The 18506-nt window shown below is 60.0% G+C and carries 13 protein-coding genes; 8 read left to right on the plus strand and 5 right to left on the minus strand.

The annotated features are described in order from the left end of the window. Window positions 1–40 precede the first annotated feature (40 nt). The 4 genes from HU739_RS00230 to HU739_RS00245 all read left to right on the plus strand — a co-directional run bounded on the left by HU739_RS00230 (window position 41) and on the right by HU739_RS00245 (window position 4035). A complete protein-coding gene (locus HU739_RS00230) occupies window positions 41–277 on the plus strand; it encodes a DUF1653 domain-containing protein (protein ID WP_024013639.1) in 237 nt (78 codons plus the stop codon). 114 nt (window positions 278–391) lie between these two features. Beyond that, entirely contained in the window at window positions 392–3025 is a 2634-nt protein-coding gene (gene topA / locus HU739_RS00235) for a type I DNA topoisomerase (RefSeq protein WP_186550368.1), read from the plus strand. A 145-nt stretch (window positions 3026–3170) separates the two neighbouring features. Continuing rightward, window positions 3171–3695, plus strand: a complete 525-nt coding sequence (locus HU739_RS00240; protein ID WP_186550370.1) for a DUF6586 family protein — start codon at window positions 3171–3173, stop codon at window positions 3693–3695. A gap of 106 nt (window positions 3696–3801) precedes the next feature. Continuing rightward, window positions 3802–4035, plus strand: coding sequence for a hypothetical protein (locus HU739_RS00245; protein WP_186550372.1), 234 nt, complete (start codon window positions 3802–3804; stop codon window positions 4033–4035). 95 nt (window positions 4036–4130) lie between these two features. On the opposite strand, the gene sulA is transcribed toward HU739_RS00245, so the two are convergent. Together sulA and lexA are read right to left on the minus strand one after the other, a co-directional pair. After that, window positions 4131–4604 carry an SOS-induced cell division inhibitor SulA gene (gene sulA / locus HU739_RS00250; protein ID WP_186550374.1) on the minus strand — a complete coding sequence of 158 codons (474 nt, stop codon included), beginning with the start codon at window positions 4602–4604 and terminating at the stop codon, window positions 4131–4133. 10 nt (window positions 4605–4614) lie between these two features. After that, on the minus strand, window positions 4615–5223 hold the full coding sequence (gene lexA / locus HU739_RS00255) for a transcriptional repressor LexA (RefSeq protein WP_186550376.1): 609 nt from the start codon (window positions 5221–5223) through the stop codon (window positions 4615–4617). 231 nt (window positions 5224–5454) lie between these two features. On the opposite strand from lexA, the gene HU739_RS00260 reads away from it, so the two are divergent. From HU739_RS00260 to HU739_RS00275, 4 genes are all read left to right on the plus strand, one after another. After that, window positions 5455–6162, plus strand: a complete 708-nt coding sequence (locus HU739_RS00260) for a TetR/AcrR family transcriptional regulator (protein ID WP_186550378.1) — start codon at window positions 5455–5457, stop codon at window positions 6160–6162. 158 nt (window positions 6163–6320) lie between these two features. Beyond that, the gene (nagZ, locus tag HU739_RS00265) at window positions 6321–7331 is read left to right on the plus strand and encodes a beta-N-acetylhexosaminidase (RefSeq protein WP_186550380.1); all 1011 of its coding nucleotides are present in this window, start codon (window positions 6321–6323) and stop codon (window positions 7329–7331) included. 12 nt (window positions 7332–7343) lie between these two features. Further along, window positions 7344–8081 (plus strand): S-methyl-5'-thioinosine phosphorylase, encoded by a 738-nt coding sequence (locus HU739_RS00270; RefSeq protein ID WP_186550382.1) that lies wholly within the window; start codon window positions 7344–7346, stop codon window positions 8079–8081. A gap of 9 nt (window positions 8082–8090) precedes the next feature. Next, a complete protein-coding gene (locus HU739_RS00275; RefSeq protein WP_186550384.1) occupies window positions 8091–11384 on the plus strand; it encodes a DEAD/DEAH box helicase in 3294 nt (1097 codons plus the stop codon). 126 nt (window positions 11385–11510) lie between these two features. On the opposite strand, the gene HU739_RS00280 is transcribed toward HU739_RS00275, so the two are convergent. From HU739_RS00280 to mfd, 3 genes are read right to left on the minus strand one after another with little or no spacing between them, the layout of a single operon-like run. Further along, entirely contained in the window at window positions 11511–14201 is a 2691-nt protein-coding gene (locus HU739_RS00280; protein ID WP_186550386.1) for a DEAD/DEAH box helicase, read from the minus strand. An 11-nt stretch (window positions 14202–14212) separates the two neighbouring features. Next, window positions 14213–14794 carry a CsiV family protein gene (locus tag HU739_RS00285; RefSeq protein ID WP_186550388.1) on the minus strand — a complete coding sequence of 194 codons (582 nt, stop codon included), beginning with the start codon at window positions 14792–14794 and terminating at the stop codon, window positions 14213–14215. A 10-nt stretch (window positions 14795–14804) separates the two neighbouring features. After that, window positions 14805–18254 carry a transcription-repair coupling factor gene (gene mfd, locus HU739_RS00290; protein ID WP_186550390.1) on the minus strand — a complete coding sequence of 1150 codons (3450 nt, stop codon included), beginning with the start codon at window positions 18252–18254 and terminating at the stop codon, window positions 14805–14807. Window positions 18255–18506: the final 252 nt, after the last annotated feature.

An 18506-nucleotide genomic window follows, 5' to 3' on the forward strand; every position in this document is an offset into this window, starting at 1 on the left:
TTTTATTTTATTTTGAAAAAATTTCAGTGAGGGCCGAAGCATGCCGATACAACCTGGGCTCTACCAACATTACAAAGGTCCGCAGTACCGCGTATTCAGTGTTGCGCGGCACTCCGAGACCGAAGAAGAGGTGGTCTTCTACCAAGCCCTGTATGGCGATTACGGCTTTTGGGTGCGCCCGTTGAGCATGTTCGTCGAGTCCGTCGAAGTTGACGGCGAGCAGGTACCACGCTTTGCTTTGGTGCAAGCCGAACCGAGCCTTTTTGACAAGGTTTGAGGCGAGTGCGCACAGAACCCTGTGCTTGACCTCACCCTGTATCAACTATATATAGCGGTGCCGCGTCAGGCGCCAACCGCCTTTCACTTCTAGAATTCAGGAATTTTCTGATCCATGGGCAAATCGCTGGTCATTGTGGAATCCCCGGCTAAGGCCAAGACCATCAACAAGTATCTGGGTAACCAATACGTGGTGAAGTCGAGTATCGGCCATATCCGAGACCTGCCCACCAGCGGTTCGGCTAGCGCCAGCAAAGAGCCTGCTGCCAAGCGCGGCAAGGCTGCTGCAGGCGAAGGTCCGGTGCTCTCGCCGAAAGAGAAAGCGCGCAAGCAGCTGGTCTCGCGTATGGGCGTCGATCCCGAGCACGGCTGGAAAGCCCAGTACGAGATCCTTCCTGGCAAGGAAAAGGTCATCGAGGAGCTGCGCCGGCTCGCCAAGGATGCTGACACCATCTATCTCGCAACCGACTTGGATCGCGAGGGGGAAGCCATTGCCTGGCACCTGCGCGAAGCCATCGGTGGTGATGACAGCCGCTACAAGCGCGTGGTGTTCAACGAAATCACCAAGAAGGCGATTCAGGAAGCGTTCTCCGAGCCGGGCGAGCTGGACATCGATCGTGTCAACGCGCAGCAGGCGCGGCGCTTCCTCGATCGCGTGGTCGGCTACATGGTTTCGCCGCTGCTGTGGGCCAAGATCGCCCGCGGTCTGTCTGCTGGTCGCGTGCAATCGGTTGCCGTGAAGCTGGTGGTCGAACGCGAGCGTGAGATTCGTGCCTTCAATCCGGAAGAATACTGGGAAGTGCATGCCGATCTCGGCACCGCCAAAGGCTCGACTGTGCGTTTCGAAGTCGCACGCGAGAAAGGCGAAGCCTTCAAGCCGCTGAACGAAGCCCAGGCCATGGCCGCGCTGGAGAAGCTCAAGGCCTCCAGCTACAGCATCGTCAAGCGCGAAGACAAGCCGACCAGCAGCAAGCCGTCGGCGCCGTTCATCACCTCGACCCTGCAGCAAGCCGCGAGCAACCGCCTGGGCTTCGGCGTGAAGAAAACCATGATGATGGCCCAGCGTCTGTATGAAGCTGGCTACATCACGTATATGCGTACCGACTCGACCAACCTCTCGGCTGACGCCGTGGCGATGGCGCGTACCTACATCGAAGACGAGTTCGGCAAGAAGTACCTGCCAGAGACGCCGAACGTCTATAGCAGCAAAGAAGGCGCACAAGAGGCTCACGAAGCGATTCGCCCGTCCGACGCCAACACCACGCCGAGCAAGCTTGCGGGCATGGAACGTGACGCTGAGCGTCTCTACGAGCTGATCTGGCGTCAGTTCCTCGCTTGCCAGATGTTGCCGGCGCAGTACCTGTCGACCACAGTCAGCGTCGGCGCTGGCGACTTCGAGCTGCGCGCCAAGGGCCGTATCCTCAAGTTCGACGGTTACACTCGCGTTATGCCGCAGATTGCCAAGCCGGGCGATGACGACGTTCTGCCGGACATGGCGCAGGGCGACGTGATGAAGCTGATCAAGCTTGATCCCTCCCAGCACTTTACCAAGCCGCCGGCCCGTTACTCGGAAGCCAGCCTGGTGAAGGAAATGGAAAAGCGCGGCATTGGCCGTCCTTCGACGTACGCAGCGATCATCTCGACCATTCAGGACCGCGGTTACGTGACCCTGCATAACCGTCGTTTCTATTCGGAAAAGATGGGTGACATCGTCACCGAGCGTTTGTCCGAGAGCTTCTCGAACCTGATGGACTACGGCTTCACCGCCGGCATGGAAGAGAATCTCGATGACGTGGCGCAGGGCGAGCGCGACTGGAAAAGCGTACTGGACGAGTTCTACGGCGACTTCAAAAAGAAACTCGAAGTTGCGGAAAACCCGGACAATGGCATGCGCGCCAACCAGCCGGTGATGACCGATATCCCGTGCACAACGTGTGGTCGTCCGATGCAGATTCGCACGGCCTCCACTGGCGTGTTCCTCGGCTGCTCGGGTTACAGCCTGCCGCCGAAAGAGCGTTGCAAGGCCACCGTCAACCTGGTGCCGGGCGACGAAATCGCTGCGGACGATGAGGGTGAATCGGAATCTCTGGTACTGCGTGGCAAGCATCGCTGCCCGATCTGCAGCACGGCGATGGACGCTTATCTGCTGGATGAGAAGCGCAAGCTGCACATCTGCGGTAACAACCCGGATTGCGCCGGTTATGAGATTGAAGAGGGCAGCTATCGCATCAAGGGCTATGAAGGCCCGAGCCTGGAATGCGACAAGTGTGGCAGTGAGATGCAGCTCAAGACCGGCCGTTTCGGCAAGTTCTTCGGCTGCACCAATCCGACCTGCAAGAACACCCGCAAGCTGCTCAAGAGCGGCGACGCGGCACCGCCCAAGATGGATCCGGTGAAGATGCCTGAGCTGAAATGCGAAAAGGTCAACGACACCTACATCCTGCGTGACGGTGCGTCCGGTCTGTTCCTGGCGGCCAGCCAGTTCCCGAAAAACCGCGAGACTCGCGCTCCGCTGGTGATCGAGATCCTGCCGCACAAAGATGAGATCGATCCGAAGTATCACTTCCTGTGCGAGGCACCACAGAAAGATCCTGACGGTCTGCCGGCGGTCATTCGCTACAGCCGCAAGACCAAGGAGCAATACGTGCAGACCGAAGTCGACGGCAAGCCTACGGGCTGGAAGGCGTACTACGACGGTGGCAAGTGGACGGTCGAAGACAAGCGCAGTGCCAAGGCGAAGGCTGAGTAAGCCTTAGTCTGCCTACTGAAAAGGCCGCATGAGAACCTCCGGGTTTTCAGGCGGCCTTTTTGTTTTGTGCTTGCGGTGGGATCGGCTGATCCACGACACTGTCCGGCCTGTGTGAAGCAAATATTTCGTTGTGGAGACTGCCGTCATGGCCCACGAACTCTATACCCGTACCAATCAGAAGATCTATTTCGCCGGTCTGTCGCTGGAAGCCCTGGCTCGCGCTGAAGAGGGGCGGGCGATGAATGCCCTGGCGTTGATTCAGGCTGGGCGTGAGTCAGCGTTGTTTCACCTTTATGGCGCGCTGTTGGGGTTATGTCATGAAATCGCCGGCTTCTATCGTTTGCCTCAGGCGAATGCCGCGCGGGCTGAGCTGTTGCTGACGCCTGAAGTACTGGAGTCGATGGCGATTCCCGAACTGGCAGAAATGGTCGAGCTGGCGGGGAACCCGGAAACCTGGCTGGCGAAATTGCTGGCGGCGCATTCAGCGCTGTTCCAGCCACCGCGCGTACCGCACAAGCCCAAGGGCGACGTGACGCAGCCGTTGATTCAAGCTGTTAATCTGGATGAAGAGCAGGCGCCAGCGGAGCTGAGTCGTGAGGAGCTGGAGAGCTGGAGGCAGAACCTCAAGAGTCTGGCCATCCGTTTTCGTGAAGGCTTGAACGAGTGCTGACAGTGATTGACGCGGTGGCAATCTGAAATATGCTGCTGGTCAAGATCCCAAGCGAAGCCCGAATGATGTCTATATAATCGCTGCCTTTCGTGGAGAACAGACTTATATGCCAACGTCCTTTCTAGAAATTGTCGAGTTACCAGACGGCCGAATCGAACTGCGCAGGGCTGAGGACGAAGGTTCTCTGGTGACGCTGGATTTCTCCGAGGATGCCAAGGCGTTCCTGCAAGGCCAGCATGTGGAAATCGCTAAAGCGATGTTGAGCGTCGGCGTGCAGATGGCGGGTCGTATGGTCGAAGGCGAGTTCGACAAGGAAGAAGGAACGCGGGTTCTTCACTGATCTGCGCTCGTTTTTTCTTTAGCCGTAACTGCTACAGATCGGCTTCTCTGTCCCTTGAGAAGCCCTGCGCTTCACACAGCGCTCTTTATTCGCCATCAACCCAATCGAATGTTCAGGCTCTGAGCATCGCCCGTGCGCGCGGCGCTGATCAACTGTTGCCGTGAGCTGCTGTTCAGCGGGTTGAGCCAAGTGACCACCGTGTGGCTGCGACCCAGGCGTAATGCTTCGCACGCCAACTGCTGGGCGCTTTGAGTGCCCCGGGGCTGCAACAGCAGAATGCGTTCGCGGTTCAGGCCGGCATCCCGCAGCCAGGTTTGAGTCAGGCTGGCCGGTGGTGCAATCAGTGTCAGCCAGCGCGCGTCCTGGTCTTCGCTCAGTTCGCGAAGGATCGGGGCAAGCAGGTTCAGGCAATTCCCTGCCGCACCGCGCAGTGACAGCTCACTGAATACTTCGGGTTCGGCATGCCATTCGCGCGCGACCACGTCTTTCAGGATCGGCGCCATGGGTTGTGCCAGAAACGCTTCGAATAAAGGCAGTTGTGTTTGCTGAGGTATGTGTGGGAACTGCATAAAGCCTCCTTTAGCGGCGGATGACGCCGACACTCAAGCCTTCGATCACCAGTTCCTGATCTTTCAGGTCAACTTCGATAGGGGCGAACTCAGGGTTTTCGGCAATCAGCCAGACTTTGCTGCCTTCTCGCTTGAAACGTTTTACCGTCACTTCGTCACCGATGCGGGCAACCACGACCTGGCCGTTGCGCGCTTCGCGAGTGGTGTGAACCGCCAGCAGGTCGCCGTCGAAAATGCCGATGTCCTTCATGCTCATGCCATGGACGCGCAACAGATAGTCGGCGCGAGGATGGAAGAACGCTGGATTAATGTTGCAGGACTCTTCGATGTGCTGCTGGGCGAGGATCGGCGCACCGGCTGCTACCCGGCCAATGATCGGCAGGGTGGACTCATCGGGCTTGGCTTCAAAGCCGGGAATTCGGATGCCGCGGGAGGCACCAGGCGTCATCTCGATGGCGCCTTTGCGAGCGAGGGCCTTGAGATGCTCTTCGGCGGCATTGGGTGACTTGAAGCCCAGTTCCTGAGCGATTTCTGCGCGGGTAGGCGGATAGCCGTTGTCTTCAAGGCATCGTTTGATAAAGGCCAGAATCTCGGCTTGGCGTGGCGTCAGCTTTAGCATATTGATCGCTCTGTCTTTTTATACAGTGACTGGGATTATATACAGTGAAGCGGTCTTGGCAATGGCCGTTTTTGCGCATGCCGCCGGACGGTCGACAGACACGTTTATTAATGCGCCAGCCTTGTGTGGTTAAATAGCTGACCGACCATTCGCAAAACGAACCGCCAGGCTTGACAAGGCACAGGCTGAAACGTATGTTTCAAACAAGTGTTTGTCAGGCGCGGAGTAGCCATGGCCCAGTCGGAAACCGTTGAACGCATTCTTGATGCTGCCGAGCAGTTGTTCGCGGAGAAAGGTTTCGCTGAAACCTCATTGCGTTTGATTACCAGCAAGGCTGGCGTCAACCTGGCAGCAGTGAACTATCACTTCGGGTCGAAAAAGGCGCTGATTCAAGCGGTGTTTTCGCGTTTCCTCGGACCGTTCTGCGTCAGTCTCGATAAAGAGCTGGAGCGGCGCCAGGCCAAGCCGGACAACAAGCCGACCCTTGAAGAGCTGCTGGAAATTCTCGTCGAGCAAGCGCTCGTCGTACAGCCGCGCAGCGGTAATGACCTGTCGATCTTCATGCGCTTGCTTGGCCTCGCGTTCAGCCAGAGCCAGGGTCACCTGCGGCGTTATCTGGAGGACATGTACGGCAAGGTGTTCCGCCGCTACATGCTGCTGGTCAACGAAGCGGCGCCACGCATTCCGCCCATCGAACTGTTCTGGCGTGTGCACTTCATGCTCGGCGCCGCCGCATTCAGCATGTCCGGGATCAAAGCGTTGCGCGCGATTGCCGAGACCGATTTCGGCGTCAACACGTCCATAGAGCAAGTCATGCGCCTGATGGTGCCGTTTCTCGCCGCCGGCATGCGCGCCGAGACCGGCGTCACCGACACGGCCATGGCCACCGCGCAATTGCGTCCGCGCACCAAGTCAGCCCCGGTAGCCGCCAAGGTTTAACCGCGCACGGGTGGGCGCGGCAGCTGGTATCCGCTAAGCTAGCCGCCCATGCCGACTCTCGTTCTGAACCCGATCCGCATGGATTCTGCTGACCGTCCGGGCGCCGCCCGCGGTAGCGGACGTGTGCCGATCGGGTTTTTCGTTTTCAAGGAATTTTTATGACTGCTGGCCTGCAAGGCTCGTTGATGGTGGACGTCGCCGGTACCTGGCTGACGGCCGAAGATCGCCAATTGTTGCGTCAGCCCGAAGTGGGCGGTCTGATCATTTTTGCCCGCAACATCGAACATCCACGCCAGGTGCGCGAGCTGAGCGCCGCCATTCGCGCGATTCGCCCGGATCTGCTGCTGGCGGTGGATCAAGAGGGCGGGCGCGTACAGCGCCTGCGTCAGGGCTTTGTACGTCTGCCGGCCATGCGCGCGATTGCTGACAATCACAATGCCGAATACCTCGCCGAGCAATGTGGCTGGATCATGGCGACGGAAGTCCTCGCCGTCGGCCTCGACCTCAGCTTTGCCCCGGTGCTGGATCTGGATTACCAGCGCAGCGCTGTTGTCGGTACCCGTTCTTTTGAAGGTGATCCGCAGCGCGCTGCGTTGCTCGCCGGGGCTTTCATTCGTGGCATGAGCAGCGCGGGCATGGCCGCCACTGGCAAGCACTTTCCCGGCCACGGCTGGGCAGAAGCGGACTCTCACGTCGCCATCCCGAACGACGAGCGCAGCCTCGACCAGATCCGCGCCAACGACCTCGTGCCCTTCGCTCGGCTGAGCAAACAACTGGCCGCCGTCATGCCCGCTCACGTCATCTATCCGCAAGTCGACTCACAGCCCGCCGGTTTCTCCCGGCGCTGGCTGCAGGACATTCTGCGCGGCGAGTTGCAATTTGACGGCGTGATCTTCAGTGACGACCTGTCGATGGCTGGCGCCCATGTGGTTGGCGATGCCGCCAGCCGCATCGAAGCCGCGCTTACGGCCGGCTGCGACATGGGCCTGGTGTGCAACGACCGCGCCGCCGCCGAGTTGGCGCTGAGTGCTGCGCAACGCATGAAGGTCAAGCCGTCCGCACGCATCGCCAAAATGCGCGGCCAGGCCTTCGCCAGCACCGATTATCGTCAGGACCCGCGTTGGCTCACCGCCCTCGGCGCGCTCAAAGACGCTCAACTGATCGATTAAGGATTTTCCGTTATGACCGTTTACGCAATCATCGGTGGCACCGGCCTGACTCAGCTCGAAGGCTTGAGCATTCGCCAGTCGCTGGCAGTCGATACCCCTTACGGCGCACCTTCGGCCGAGGTGCAGATTGGCGAATACGCCGGCAAGGAAGTGTTGTTCCTCGCCCGTCACGGTCATCCGCATCGCTTCCCCCCGCACAAGGTCAACTACCGCGCCAACCTGTGGGCGTTGAAGCAGGCGGGCGCGCAAGCAATCATCGCGGTGAATGCCGTCGGCGGGATTCACCCGGCCATGGGCACCGGGCATTTTTGCGTGCCGCATCAGATCGTCGATTACACCAGCGGGCGCGAGCACACCTATTTCGCCGATGATCTGGAGCAGGTCACTCACATCGATTTCAGCTTTCCCTATAGCGAGCCGTTGCGCCAGCAATTGATTGCCGCCGTCGCCGCCGAAGGCTGCGAATACAGCGATCAGGGCGTATACGCCTGCACGCAGGGCCCGCGGCTGGAAACGGTCGCCGAGATCGTCCGGCTGGAACGTGACGGCTGCGACATCGTCGGCATGACCGGTATGCCTGAAGCGGCACTGGCTCGTGAGCTGGACCTGGATTACGCGTGTCTGGCGCTGGTGGTGAACCCGGCAGCGGGCAAGACCACCGACGTCATCACCATGGCCGAAATCGAGCAGGCGCTGCACGATGGCATGGGCAAGGTCAAGTCGACACTGGCGCGGGTGCTGGCCGGCTAAGGATCGCCCATGAGCATTTTCATCGAACGGCTTAAAGGACTGGCATGGACCCGGGCATTCAACAGCAAGGCGCTCGCCAAGGCCCGCGCTTATGCCGACGATGATCGGGTAGAGATCATCGAGATCGATGCCAGAAAGATCGAGGCATTCTGCGTCGGTTCCGAAAGTCAGGCGTATGAACAAATCATTTACCTGTCCGAAGATCGCTTGGGATCGGTTAATTTGCGTTGCATATGCACCTGCCCCGTCGCGATCGACTGCAAGCATTGCGCGGCGGTGCTCTATTCTTTGCAGGGCAGTGACCCTGATGTACCGGAAAGTGCCGCGCAGGTCCCGTTGGGTCGGGCATTGGAGCACTGGCTTTCGACAATCCCGGTCCCGGCCAAACCCACCGAAGAAAGCGCGCAACCCGCAGGTACACGCCTGTTTTACAAGCTCAAGCCCACGTCTGCGAGCGGCAAATGGCTGCTCGATATTTTCAAGGTCTACCAGCTCAAGAGCGGCGAGTTACGCGAAGCCAAACCGATGTATTCGCTGGCGGAAATGCTCATGCGCCAGCCCGGCTACCTGTCCGAGCTGGATTTGCGCGTCGCCAGGCTGCTGGTTGCCATGCACTCTCATCACGCCTATTACAGCGGTTATCCGCTGGAGGGCAGCAGTGGCGCCGAACTGCTGGAAATGCTCCTGCGCACCTCGCGGCTGTTCCTCGATTTCGAAGACCTGCGACCGCTGACGCCGGGGGCAAAACGCGTGGGTCAGTTCGCCTGGGCCGAACAGGCTGATGGTGGGTTCCGCGCGCAGTGGAGCAGTGCCGAAGCTGCGCAGGAAACCGTGCTGGCGCTGGAGCCGCTTTATTACCTCGATCGTGAACAACGGCAGGTTGGCCCTCTGTTCAATGAGCTGGAAGAAAAACTGGCCTGCCATTTGGCCCTCGCACCGGACATTCCGGCGCGTCAGGCCATGCAGTTCAGCCATCGAATGAGTGCGGCGACAAAAATCCCGCCGCCACACAAACTCACCGAACGCACCATTGATGACGTACTGCCGCAGCCGCAGCTGATCCTTGTCAGCGGTCGAGAGCACTCCCGCTGGGAGTATATGCTGGAGCACCGCGCCGCTCTGGTGTTCACCTACAACGGTCATCCGGCGCTGGATCGCAACCCGGAGGTGATGATCCTCGACGGTACCGAAACCCAGCGTATTCAACGCCAGCCCGCGGTGGAAAAGAAACTGCGTCAGAGCCTGCAACAACACGGCTTCAAGAAAGCCACGCGCAAGAGTTCGCTGGATCGTCCCGGAGAAATGTTTACGTTACCGGACGATTCCGCCTGGCTCGCATTCATGCACGAAGGGCTTGCCACGCTGCGCGCCGCGAATTGGCAGATCGAGATCAGCCCCGGTTTTCATTTCAACGTGCAACCGGTTGAGCAGTGGTACGCCGAGGTCGAGGAGGAGGCCGGGCATCAATGGTTTGATCTGCAATTGGGCATCGTCGTCAACGGCGAGCGCTACAGCCTGTTGCCGATCCTTTTGCATCTGTTGCGCACCCAGCCGCGCTTGCTCGACCCGGTCAATCTGGCGGAACGCAGCGATGATGAAAAACTGCTGATCGAACTCAAGCCCAGCGGTTTCGGCGGCGATGCGGGCGCCAAGGTGGCGTTGCCGCTGAGTCGGGTCAAACCGCTGATGGCCACGTTAGGCGAGTTGTATCTGGGCGGTCATCACGGCGATGCGCTGCGCTTGACTGCGCCGGATGCTGCGCGCCTGAGTCTGCTCGACGACGTGCCGCTGGATTGGCAGGGCGGCGAGCGGCTGCGCAACTTTGCCAAGCGCCTGCAAAATTCCAGTCACACCCAAGTCGCTGCGCCGGTTGGCCTTAACGCGCAACTGCGTCCCTATCAGCTCGAAGGCCTGAACTGGATGCAAACCCTGCGCGAGCTTGAGGTCGGTGGCATTCTTGGCGATGACATGGGCCTGGGCAAAACCCTGCAGACCTTGGCGCATCTGCTTACGGAGAAAAACGCCGGGCGGCTGGATTGCCCGGCGCTGGCAGTCATGCCGACGAGCCTGATTCCGAACTGGCTCGACGAGGCCGAGCGTTTTACTCCGCAGTTGAAAGTATTGGCGCTGCACGGGACCGGGCGGCAAAAAGACTTCGCCAATCTCGCCGAATACGACTTGGTGCTGACCACTTACGCGTTGCTGCCGAGGGATCTTGAGATTTTGCAGCCACAATCGTGGAGCGTATTGATTCTCGACGAAGCGCAAAACATCAAGAATCCGCTCAGCAAAGCCGCCCAAGCCGCGCGTGACCTGCAGGCCCGCCAGCGCCTTTGCCTGAGTGGCACGCCATTGGAAAACCACCTCGGCGAACTGTGGTCGCAGTTTCACTTCCTGATGCCGGGTTGGCTGGGCGACAGCAAATCCTTCAATCGCGATTACCGCACGCCGATCGAGAAGCACGGCAACGTGCAGCGCATGCAGCACCTGACCGCGCGCATCAAGCCGTTTTTGTTGCGACGCAAAAAAGATCAGGTCGCCACGGAGTTGCCGCCGAAAACCGAGATCATCCACTGGGTCGAACTCAGCGATGGGCAGCGCGACGTGTATGAAACGGTGCGTGTGGCGATGGACAAAAAGGTCCGCGACGAAATCGCCCGCAGTGGCGTGTCGCGCAGTCAGATCATTATTCTCGATGCGCTGCTAAAGCTGCGTCAGGTCTGTTGCGACTTGCGCCTGATCAACATGCCGCTCTCGGCGAAGGCCCTGCGCTCGGGTAGCGGCAAGCTGATCAGCTTGATGGAGATGCTCGAGGAATTGCTCGGCGAGGGGCGCAGGATTCTGCTGTTCTCCCAGTTCACGTCGATGCTGGCGCTGATCGAGCAGGAGTTGCAGCAACGAGGGTTAAGTTACTCGTTGCTGACCGGCGATACCGCGGATCGACGCACGCCGGTCAAGGATTTCCAGGGCGGCAAAGTGCCGTTGTTCCTCATCAGCCTCAAGGCCGGCGGAACGGGTTTGAACCTGACGGCGGCGGACACGGTGATCCACTTTGATCCTTGGTGGAATCCTGCGGTGGAGAATCAGGCCACTGACCGGGCGTATCGCATTGGCCAGAACAATCCGGTGTTTGTTTACAAGTTGATTGCCAAAGGCACGGTGGAGGAAAAAATCCAGGCGCTGCAGCAGGAGAAGGCTGCGCTGGCCGGGGCGGTGCTGGAAGGGGGCACGACGGGTGGTTTCAAACTGGAGCAGGGCGATATCGAGGCGCTGTTTGCGCCGTTGCCTGTTTCCAGGGATTGAGCTTCGGTTTCAATCGTTAGACCGAGGTGATGCCTTTCGCGAGCAGGCTCACTCCTACAGTTTGAAATGCGTTCCCCTGTAGGAGTGAGCCTGCTCGCGATAACAATCTAACCGGCGACGCCGATCTCAACGCTTGTCGATCTTGTCCGGTAACGGCGCAAACAGCGCTTCAATATCATCACTCTGCAACTTCCAGTCCCCGGCCTTGCGCCCATCCAGTACGCCTGCCGCCAGATCAGATTTCTCCTTCTGCAGGTGCTGAATCTTCTCTTCCACCGTGCCGCGGGCAATCAGCTTGTAAACGAATACGGGTTTTTCCTGACCGATGCGATACGCCCGATCAGTTGCCTGATTCTCGGTCGCCGGGTTCCACCACGGATCGTAGTGAATCACCGTATCGGCTTCGGTCAGGTTCAAGCCGACACCGCCAGCTTTCAGGCTGATCAGAAAGATCTGACGCTTGCCGCTCTGGAATTCCTTCACCGGCGTGCGTCGGTCGCGGGTTTGCCCGGTCAGTAGCGCATAGGCGACGTTACGTTTTTTCAGCTCATCCTCAATCAATGTCAGCATCGAGGTGAACTGCGAAAACAGCAGAACCCGCCGACCTTCCTCGAACAACTCTTCAAGCATTTCCATCAAGCTGTCGAGCTTGCCCGAGGTGCTGGCACGAGCGGGCAGGGCCGTGTCGCTGACCAGACGCAGATCGCAACAGACCTGACGCAACTTCAGCAGTGCCTCAAGAATAATGATCTGACTGCGCGCCACGCCTTTGCGCGTGATCTCGTCGCGAACCTTTTTGTCCATGGCCAGACGCATCGTTTCATAGACATCGCGCTGCGCTTCGTTGAGTTCGACCCAATGGATGATTTCGGTTTTCGGCGGCAGTTCGGTGGCGACCTGTTCTTTGGTGCGGCGCAGCAGAAACGGCTTTATCCGACCGTTGAGGTGCTGAAGTCTGACTTCACTGCCGCGCTTTTCGATCGGCACGCGGTAATCGGCATTGAAGCTTTTCACATCGCCGAGCCAGCCCGGCAGCAAAAAGTGAAACAGCGACCACAGCTCGCCCAAGTGGTTCTCCAGTGGGGTGCCGCTCAAGCACAAGCGCTGGCGCGCATTCAGCTCGCGCGCGGCCTGGGCCGCTTTGCTGTTGGGGTTCTTGATGTACTGCGCTTCGTCCAGCACCAGCACGTGCAGCGGCTGTTTCGCCAAGCGTTCGACGTCCTTGGGCAGCAGCGCATAGGTGGTAAGAATCAGGTCAAAGTCGGCGAGGTTGTCGAAATGCTTTTTGCGCGTGGCCCCGTACAACGCCACCAACCTCAATTGCGGCGTGAAGTGCGCGGCTTCATCGAGCCAGTTCGGGATCAGGCTGGTCGGCATCACCACCATGCATGGGCGATCCAGGCGCCCGGCGTTCTTCTCGCTGAGAATATGCGCCAGGGTCTGTAGGGTTTTACCCAGACCCATGTCGTCCGCGAGAATCCCGCCCACCTCCAGTTGCCGCAGCGACTGCATCCAGCTCAAGCCTTCGAGCTGATAGGGACGCAACGTCGCGTTCAGGCCTTGCGGCGCTTCGGCGCTGTAATCGCGGATGTCGCGCAGGCGTTGGGCGAGTGTGCGGATCTGTTCGCCGCCCTCCCACAACAGTGGAATGCCGTCCAGCGCATTGAGGCGCGTCGCATCGGCCTTGCTCAGGCGCAAGGTGGTTTCGCCAGGCTCTTGCAGGTAAAACTCGCCGAGGGTGGTCAGTACCGGTTTCAGGCGGCCGAGCGGCAGCGCGACCTGCAGCGGACCGTGTTCGCTGGTCCGTTGTGGAATATTGACCAGAATCAGCTCGTCATCGCGGCGGCGCGCCAGGCGTTCCGGGTTGAGGATTTCGGCGTGTGAGCGCATCAGATTGAGCAAAATCGGCAGCAGGCTCAGGCGTTCGCCATTGACGATGATGCCCAGTTCCAGATCAAACCAGTCGCGTTCCGGGACCTGTTCAACCGTGGCGTACCAGTCGTCGACGGCAGTCAGGTCGAAGCCGAACTCCTCGTCGATCTGTAATTCCCAGCCCAGGCTGCGCAGCTTTGGCAGGTCGTTAAGGGTGAAGGTCAGCCAGGCGCTGTCGTTGACCATTTCGTACAGCTCGCCCGCGCTCTCCGGCAAGGCTTTGCTCTGCCGCGTGGCGATACGGAAGCCGAGTATGCGCAGTTGTTCCCGGTAGGACTGTTCGACGTCGGGGTGGCGCTTGACGCGCAGGGTCTGGGTCTCTTGGCGAATCAGGATATCGCTGTTCTTCTGCCCGCTGACGTACTCGTCCAGATAGCTGAACGAGAGTGCCGCGCGGTGCTGGATATAGCGCTGCATCTTGCCGTTACGCGGCTCGAACGCGCTGAACTCGGCGCTCGCCAGCCACAGGCGTGGCAGCGGTTGCACGTTGTCCACCAGCACCTGCGGCGGCGCTTTCGGGCTGCGGTTTTCCAGGACAGCCTGGAGCTTTTCCAGCAGCTCGGCATCTTTCGCGGCGGCGGGATAATCGAGGGTTTCCTGGACTTTCAGCAGCACCGCTGCACAGTGCTTGCAGTTGCTGCGGACCGGGCAGGTACAAACGGCGTCGACCAGCAGCAGCGTGCCTTTGGCCGACTCGCGCAAGTGAATCGTCTGGCGATAAACGCTGCCACCGGAGCCTTCGCAACTGGCCGTGATGGTCGCATCGCCGACCTGTGCGATGCGTACCCGGTTTTCCAGGGCGTAGCGACGGCCACGCTCCAGGCTCTGTTCCTTGAATCGGCTGACCCAGGAGGGCGCCAACGGTTTGCTGAGGGGCGGGGGCATAAGGACTTCGATCAGTCCGGAATCGCTTCAGGTGCTTCCCGTGGCGCCGGCGCGGTCAGGGAAGTGATCTTGATCAGCAAAGCCAGGTGGCCGTTGTCGAGGTAGTTGAGTTGGCCGTTCTTGGTGTGGCTGTCCTGGCGCAGCCGTTCACTGGCGGTGACCAAGCCGTTGGCGTCGATCTGGTTGACCCAGAAGTCGGCGGTTACGTCGGTGAAGCGACCGAGTTTCATCTCCAGCGTGCCTTCGATCGGAAACTGCCCAAACTGCTCCTGGCCGTCACTGACTGCGACTTTCACCGGCGTTTCGCCGAGGCTTTGCTGCCAGGCTTTGTGCATCAGCACGGTGTACTCGCCGCTGGCGGTGAGTTTGCTCACGACATCGTTCAGCGCAGGCGTGCGCAGGCTGTCGTTGCCCAGGCGTTGGGCGCCGGCGGCCCAGTCTTCCGGCGCGGCGCGGCTGACGATGGCCGGCACGGCATTCTGGCGCACCAGAATCATTTCGACCTGATACGTGTCATCGGCAAACGCCATCGGTGCCAGCACTGTTATCGACAGCGAGGTGAGCAGCAAAGTCAGAGAGCGGAACAGGCGCATTGGGCGTCCTTCAAGCGGATTTCGGGATGAGACGCTCAAACAGCGCCTCTACAGTATTAAAACGTTCTTCCGGGCGCTCCATCGGCACCTGGAATTTAAACATCGTCGCGCCTTCGAATTTGTAGCGTTTGGGCTGCGTCTGGATCAGCTTGATCAGGGTCATCGGGTCGACTGGCGTCTGGGCTTCGAACTCGATGCGCCCGCCCTGCGGCCCGCCATCGACTTTCTTGATGCCGAGCTTTTCCGCCTGCAGTTTCAACGCGGTGATCCGCACCAGGTTCTTGGTCGGCTCCGGCAGCAGGCCGAAGCGGTCGATCATCTCGACCTGCAGATCCTTCAGACCTTCTTCATCGGTGGCTGAGGCGATGCGTTTATACAGAATCAGGCGCGCATGCACATCCGGCAGATAGTCTTCCGGAATCAGCGCCGGCACCCGCAGGTTGACTTCCGGACCACCGCCAAGCGGCTGATCGAGGTTCGGCTGCTCGCCTTTGCGAATCGACTTCACCGCGCGTTCGAGCATTTCCATGTACAGCGTGAAGCCCACCGCCTGAATCTGCCCGCTCTGACCGTCGCCGAGCAGTTCGCCAGCGCCGCGGATTTCCAGGTCGTTGGTCGCCAGCACGAAGCCGGCGCCGAGGTCCTGGGTGTTGGCGATCGCTTCCAGACGCTTTTCCGCGTCCGAAGTGATTTGCTGGCGCGGCGGCGTCAGCAGGTAGGCGTAAGCCTGGTGGTGACTGCGGCCGACGCGGCCACGCAACTGGTGCAGCTGTGCCAGACCGAACTTGTCGGCTCGTTCGATGATGATGGTGTTGGCGCTCGGCACGTCGATGCCGGTCTCGATGATGGTCGAGGCGATCAGCACGTTGAAACGCTTGTGATAGAAGTCGCTCATCACCTGTTCGAGGTCGCGCTCGCGCATCTGCCCGTGGCCAATACCAATGCGCGCTTCCGGCACCAGTTCGGCGAGGTCGGCGGCGCATTTCTCGATGGTTTTCACATCGTTGTGCAAGTAGTAGACCTGGCCGCCACGCAGCAGCTCGCGCAGCAGGGCCTCTTTGACCGTGCTCTTGTTCTGCTCCATGACGAAGGTGCGCACCGACAGGCGTCGCGCGGGTGGCGTGGCGATGATCGACAGGTCGCGCATGCCCGACACCGCCATGTTCAGCGTGCGCGGAATCGGTGTCGCGGTCAGGGTGAGAATGTCGACTTCGCTGCGCAGCGCCTTGAGCTGTTCTTTCTGACGCACGCCAAAGCGGTGTTCTTCGTCGATGATCACCAGGCCGAGGTTTTTGATTTTCACGTCGTCGGACAGCAGCTTGTGCGTGCCGATGACAATGTCGATCTTGCCTTCCGCCAGATCTGCAATCGCCGCGTTGACTTCCTTGGCGGACTTGAAGCGGCTCATCACCTCTACGGTCACCGGCCAGTCGGCGAAGCGGTCGCGGAAACTGTTGTAGTGCTGCTGGGCGAGCAGGGTGGTCGGCACCAGAATCGCCACCTGACGACCGCCGTGCACCGCGATGAACGCGGCGCGCATGGCCACTTCGGTCTTGCCGAAGCCGACGTCGCCGCAGACCAGGCGATCCATCGGTTTCGGCGCGAGCATGTCTTCGCGCACGGCTTCGATGGTCGCTTGCTGGTCCGGGGTTTCTTCGAACGGGAAACCGGCGCTGAACGTGGCGTAATCGGCTTTCGGGTCGGCGAACGCGTAACCTTCGCGGGCGGCGCGACGGGCGTAAATGTCGAGCAGTTCGGCGGCGACGTCGCGCACCTGTTCGGCGGCTTTGCGTTTGGCTTTCTGCCAGGTTTCCGAGCCGAGACGATGCAGCGGCGCCAGCGAGTCGTCGCTGCCGGTGTAACGGGCGATCAGGTGCAGGTTGGCAACCGGCACGTAGAGCTTGGCGTTCTCGGCGTATTCGAGGGTGAGAAATTCGGCGGCCTGATTGTCGATTTCCAGAATCGTCAGGCCCAGATAGCGACCGACACCGTGATCAATGTGCACCACCGGCGCGCCTTCGCGCAGCTCGGTGAGGTTCTTGATCACTGCATCGTTGCTGACGTCGCTGCGCTTCTCGCGGCGACGTCGTTGCATCACCCGTTGGCCGAACAGCGGACTTTCCGCGACCAGTGCCAGTGCCGGGTCGTCGAGCACCAGACCTTCGTCGAGCGGGGCGATGGTGATCGCCAGACGATCCTTGCCAGCGACGAAATCCGGCCAGCTATCGACGGTTTTTGGACGCAGCTTCAGGCGTTCGAGCAGTTCCAGCAGGACTTCGCGACGACCCGCCGATTCGGCGGTGAACAGCACGCGTCCGGGGAATTGTTCGAGGAAGCCTGCCAGCGCCGCCAGCGGTTGGGTGGCTTTGGCTTCGATCGCCAGATCCGGCAATGCATGCGCCGGGAAGCGTTCACGGCCGACACCGCTCTCAACGTCTTGCTGACTCGCCACTACCCGTCGCCAGTTCTTCAGCCGTGCAAAGCAGTCTTCCACCGGCAGGAACAATTCGGCCGGTGGCAATAAAGGGCGCGAAGGATCGACGCGGCGCTCTTCATACCGATTGCGCACGTCGTTCCAGAAATTCTCCGCCGCTTGCTCGATGCCCGGCAGTGAGAACACCTGAGTGTCCTGCGGCAGGTAGTCGAACAGCGTCGAGGTTTCGTCGAAGAACAGCGGCAGATAGTACTCGATACCGGCCGGTGTGATACCACTGCTCAGGTCCTGAAAGATCGGGCAACGGCGGAAGTCCACGTCGAAGCGCTCACGGAAGCGCGCTTTGAAGCGGGTGACTGCATCTTTCTGCAACGGAAACTCGCGGGCCGGCAGTAGCTTGACCGATTCGACCTTGTCGATCGAACGCTGGGTTTCCGGATCGAAGGTGCGCAGGGTTTCGATTTCATCATCGAACAGGTCGATGCGATAGGGCAGTTTGCTGCCCATCGGGAACAGGTCGATCAGCGCGCCACGTACGGTGAATTCGCCGTGCTCATAAACTGTGTCGACGTAGCGATAGCCGCTGGCCTCAAGCCGCGCGCGCATCTGCTCGACATCGAGCTTCTGGCCGATATCCAGCACCAGGCTGCTGCCGAGCAGGAATTTGGTCGGCGCCAGTCGGTGCAGGGCCGTGGTAATCGGCACCACCAGTACGCCATGCGCCAATTCCGGCAGCCTGTATAAGCTGGCGATGCGCTGGGAAATGATGTCCTGGTGTGGCGAGAACAAATCGTACGGCAGGGTTTCCCAGTCGGGGAAATGCAGCACGGGCAAATCCGGGGCGAAGAAACTCAGCTCCTGTTCCAGCCGTTCGGCGCTTTGGCTGTCGGCGGTCAGCAGCAGGGTGAAGCGCTTGGCAGCGCTGGCAGCCTCGGCAATCGCCAGGCTGAGGGCAGCACCGGGCAGATTGCCCCAATGCTGTTTACCTGCCTCGGCAGGGAGTAGCGGTAGACGCAGAACAGGCACGGAAGGTTGAGCTCCAGGCGTTGCGACAAAGTCGGTAATTGTAGCGGTCTGCGGTGCCACCTGTCAGTTGCAGACTACGTCTATCTTCGCGGTTTGGACGAAATGTAGTGGTAACCATAAAAACGAGCACTTTTTCAGTGGTTATGTAGTGCCGAAACCGGGTGGTGTTTCGGAGGGTTACAGACATCGTCTAACAGTCGTCGAAAAATTGACTGCGCTGCAAGCCGCGGTTTTACTGGGCTGGAGAGCGGC

It is taken from the genome of Pseudomonas hamedanensis, assembly GCF_014268595.2.
Taxonomy (GTDB): Bacteria; Pseudomonadota; Gammaproteobacteria; order Pseudomonadales; family Pseudomonadaceae; genus Aquipseudomonas; species Aquipseudomonas hamedanensis.

What these genes read in the sequence shown, in the direction of transcription:
- HU739_RS00230 (WP_024013639.1), top strand. Translation starts at nt 41, where the DNA reads ATGCCGATACAACCTGGGCTCTACCAACATTACAAAGGTCCGCAGTAC.
- topA (WP_186550368.1), top strand. Translation starts at nt 392, where the DNA reads ATGGGCAAATCGCTGGTCATTGTGGAATCCCCGGCTAAGGCCAAGACC.
- HU739_RS00240 (WP_186550370.1), top strand. Translation starts at nt 3,171, where the DNA reads ATGGCCCACGAACTCTATACCCGTACCAATCAGAAGATCTATTTCGCC.
- HU739_RS00245 (WP_186550372.1), top strand. Translation starts at nt 3,802, where the DNA reads ATGCCAACGTCCTTTCTAGAAATTGTCGAGTTACCAGACGGCCGAATC.
- sulA (WP_186550374.1), bottom strand. Translation starts at nt 4,604, where the DNA reads ATGCAGTTCCCACACATACCTCAGCAAACACAACTGCCTTTATTCGAA.
- lexA (WP_186550376.1), bottom strand. Translation starts at nt 5,223, where the DNA reads ATGCTAAAGCTGACGCCACGCCAAGCCGAGATTCTGGCCTTTATCAAA.
- HU739_RS00260 (WP_186550378.1), top strand. Translation starts at nt 5,455, where the DNA reads ATGGCCCAGTCGGAAACCGTTGAACGCATTCTTGATGCTGCCGAGCAG.
- nagZ (WP_186550380.1), top strand. Translation starts at nt 6,321, where the DNA reads ATGACTGCTGGCCTGCAAGGCTCGTTGATGGTGGACGTCGCCGGTACC.
- HU739_RS00270 (WP_186550382.1), top strand. Translation starts at nt 7,344, where the DNA reads ATGACCGTTTACGCAATCATCGGTGGCACCGGCCTGACTCAGCTCGAA.
- HU739_RS00275 (WP_186550384.1), top strand. Translation starts at nt 8,091, where the DNA reads ATGAGCATTTTCATCGAACGGCTTAAAGGACTGGCATGGACCCGGGCA.
- HU739_RS00280 (WP_186550386.1), bottom strand. Translation starts at nt 14,201, where the DNA reads ATGCCCCCGCCCCTCAGCAAACCGTTGGCGCCCTCCTGGGTCAGCCGA.
- HU739_RS00285 (WP_186550388.1), bottom strand. Translation starts at nt 14,794, where the DNA reads ATGCGCCTGTTCCGCTCTCTGACTTTGCTGCTCACCTCGCTGTCGATA.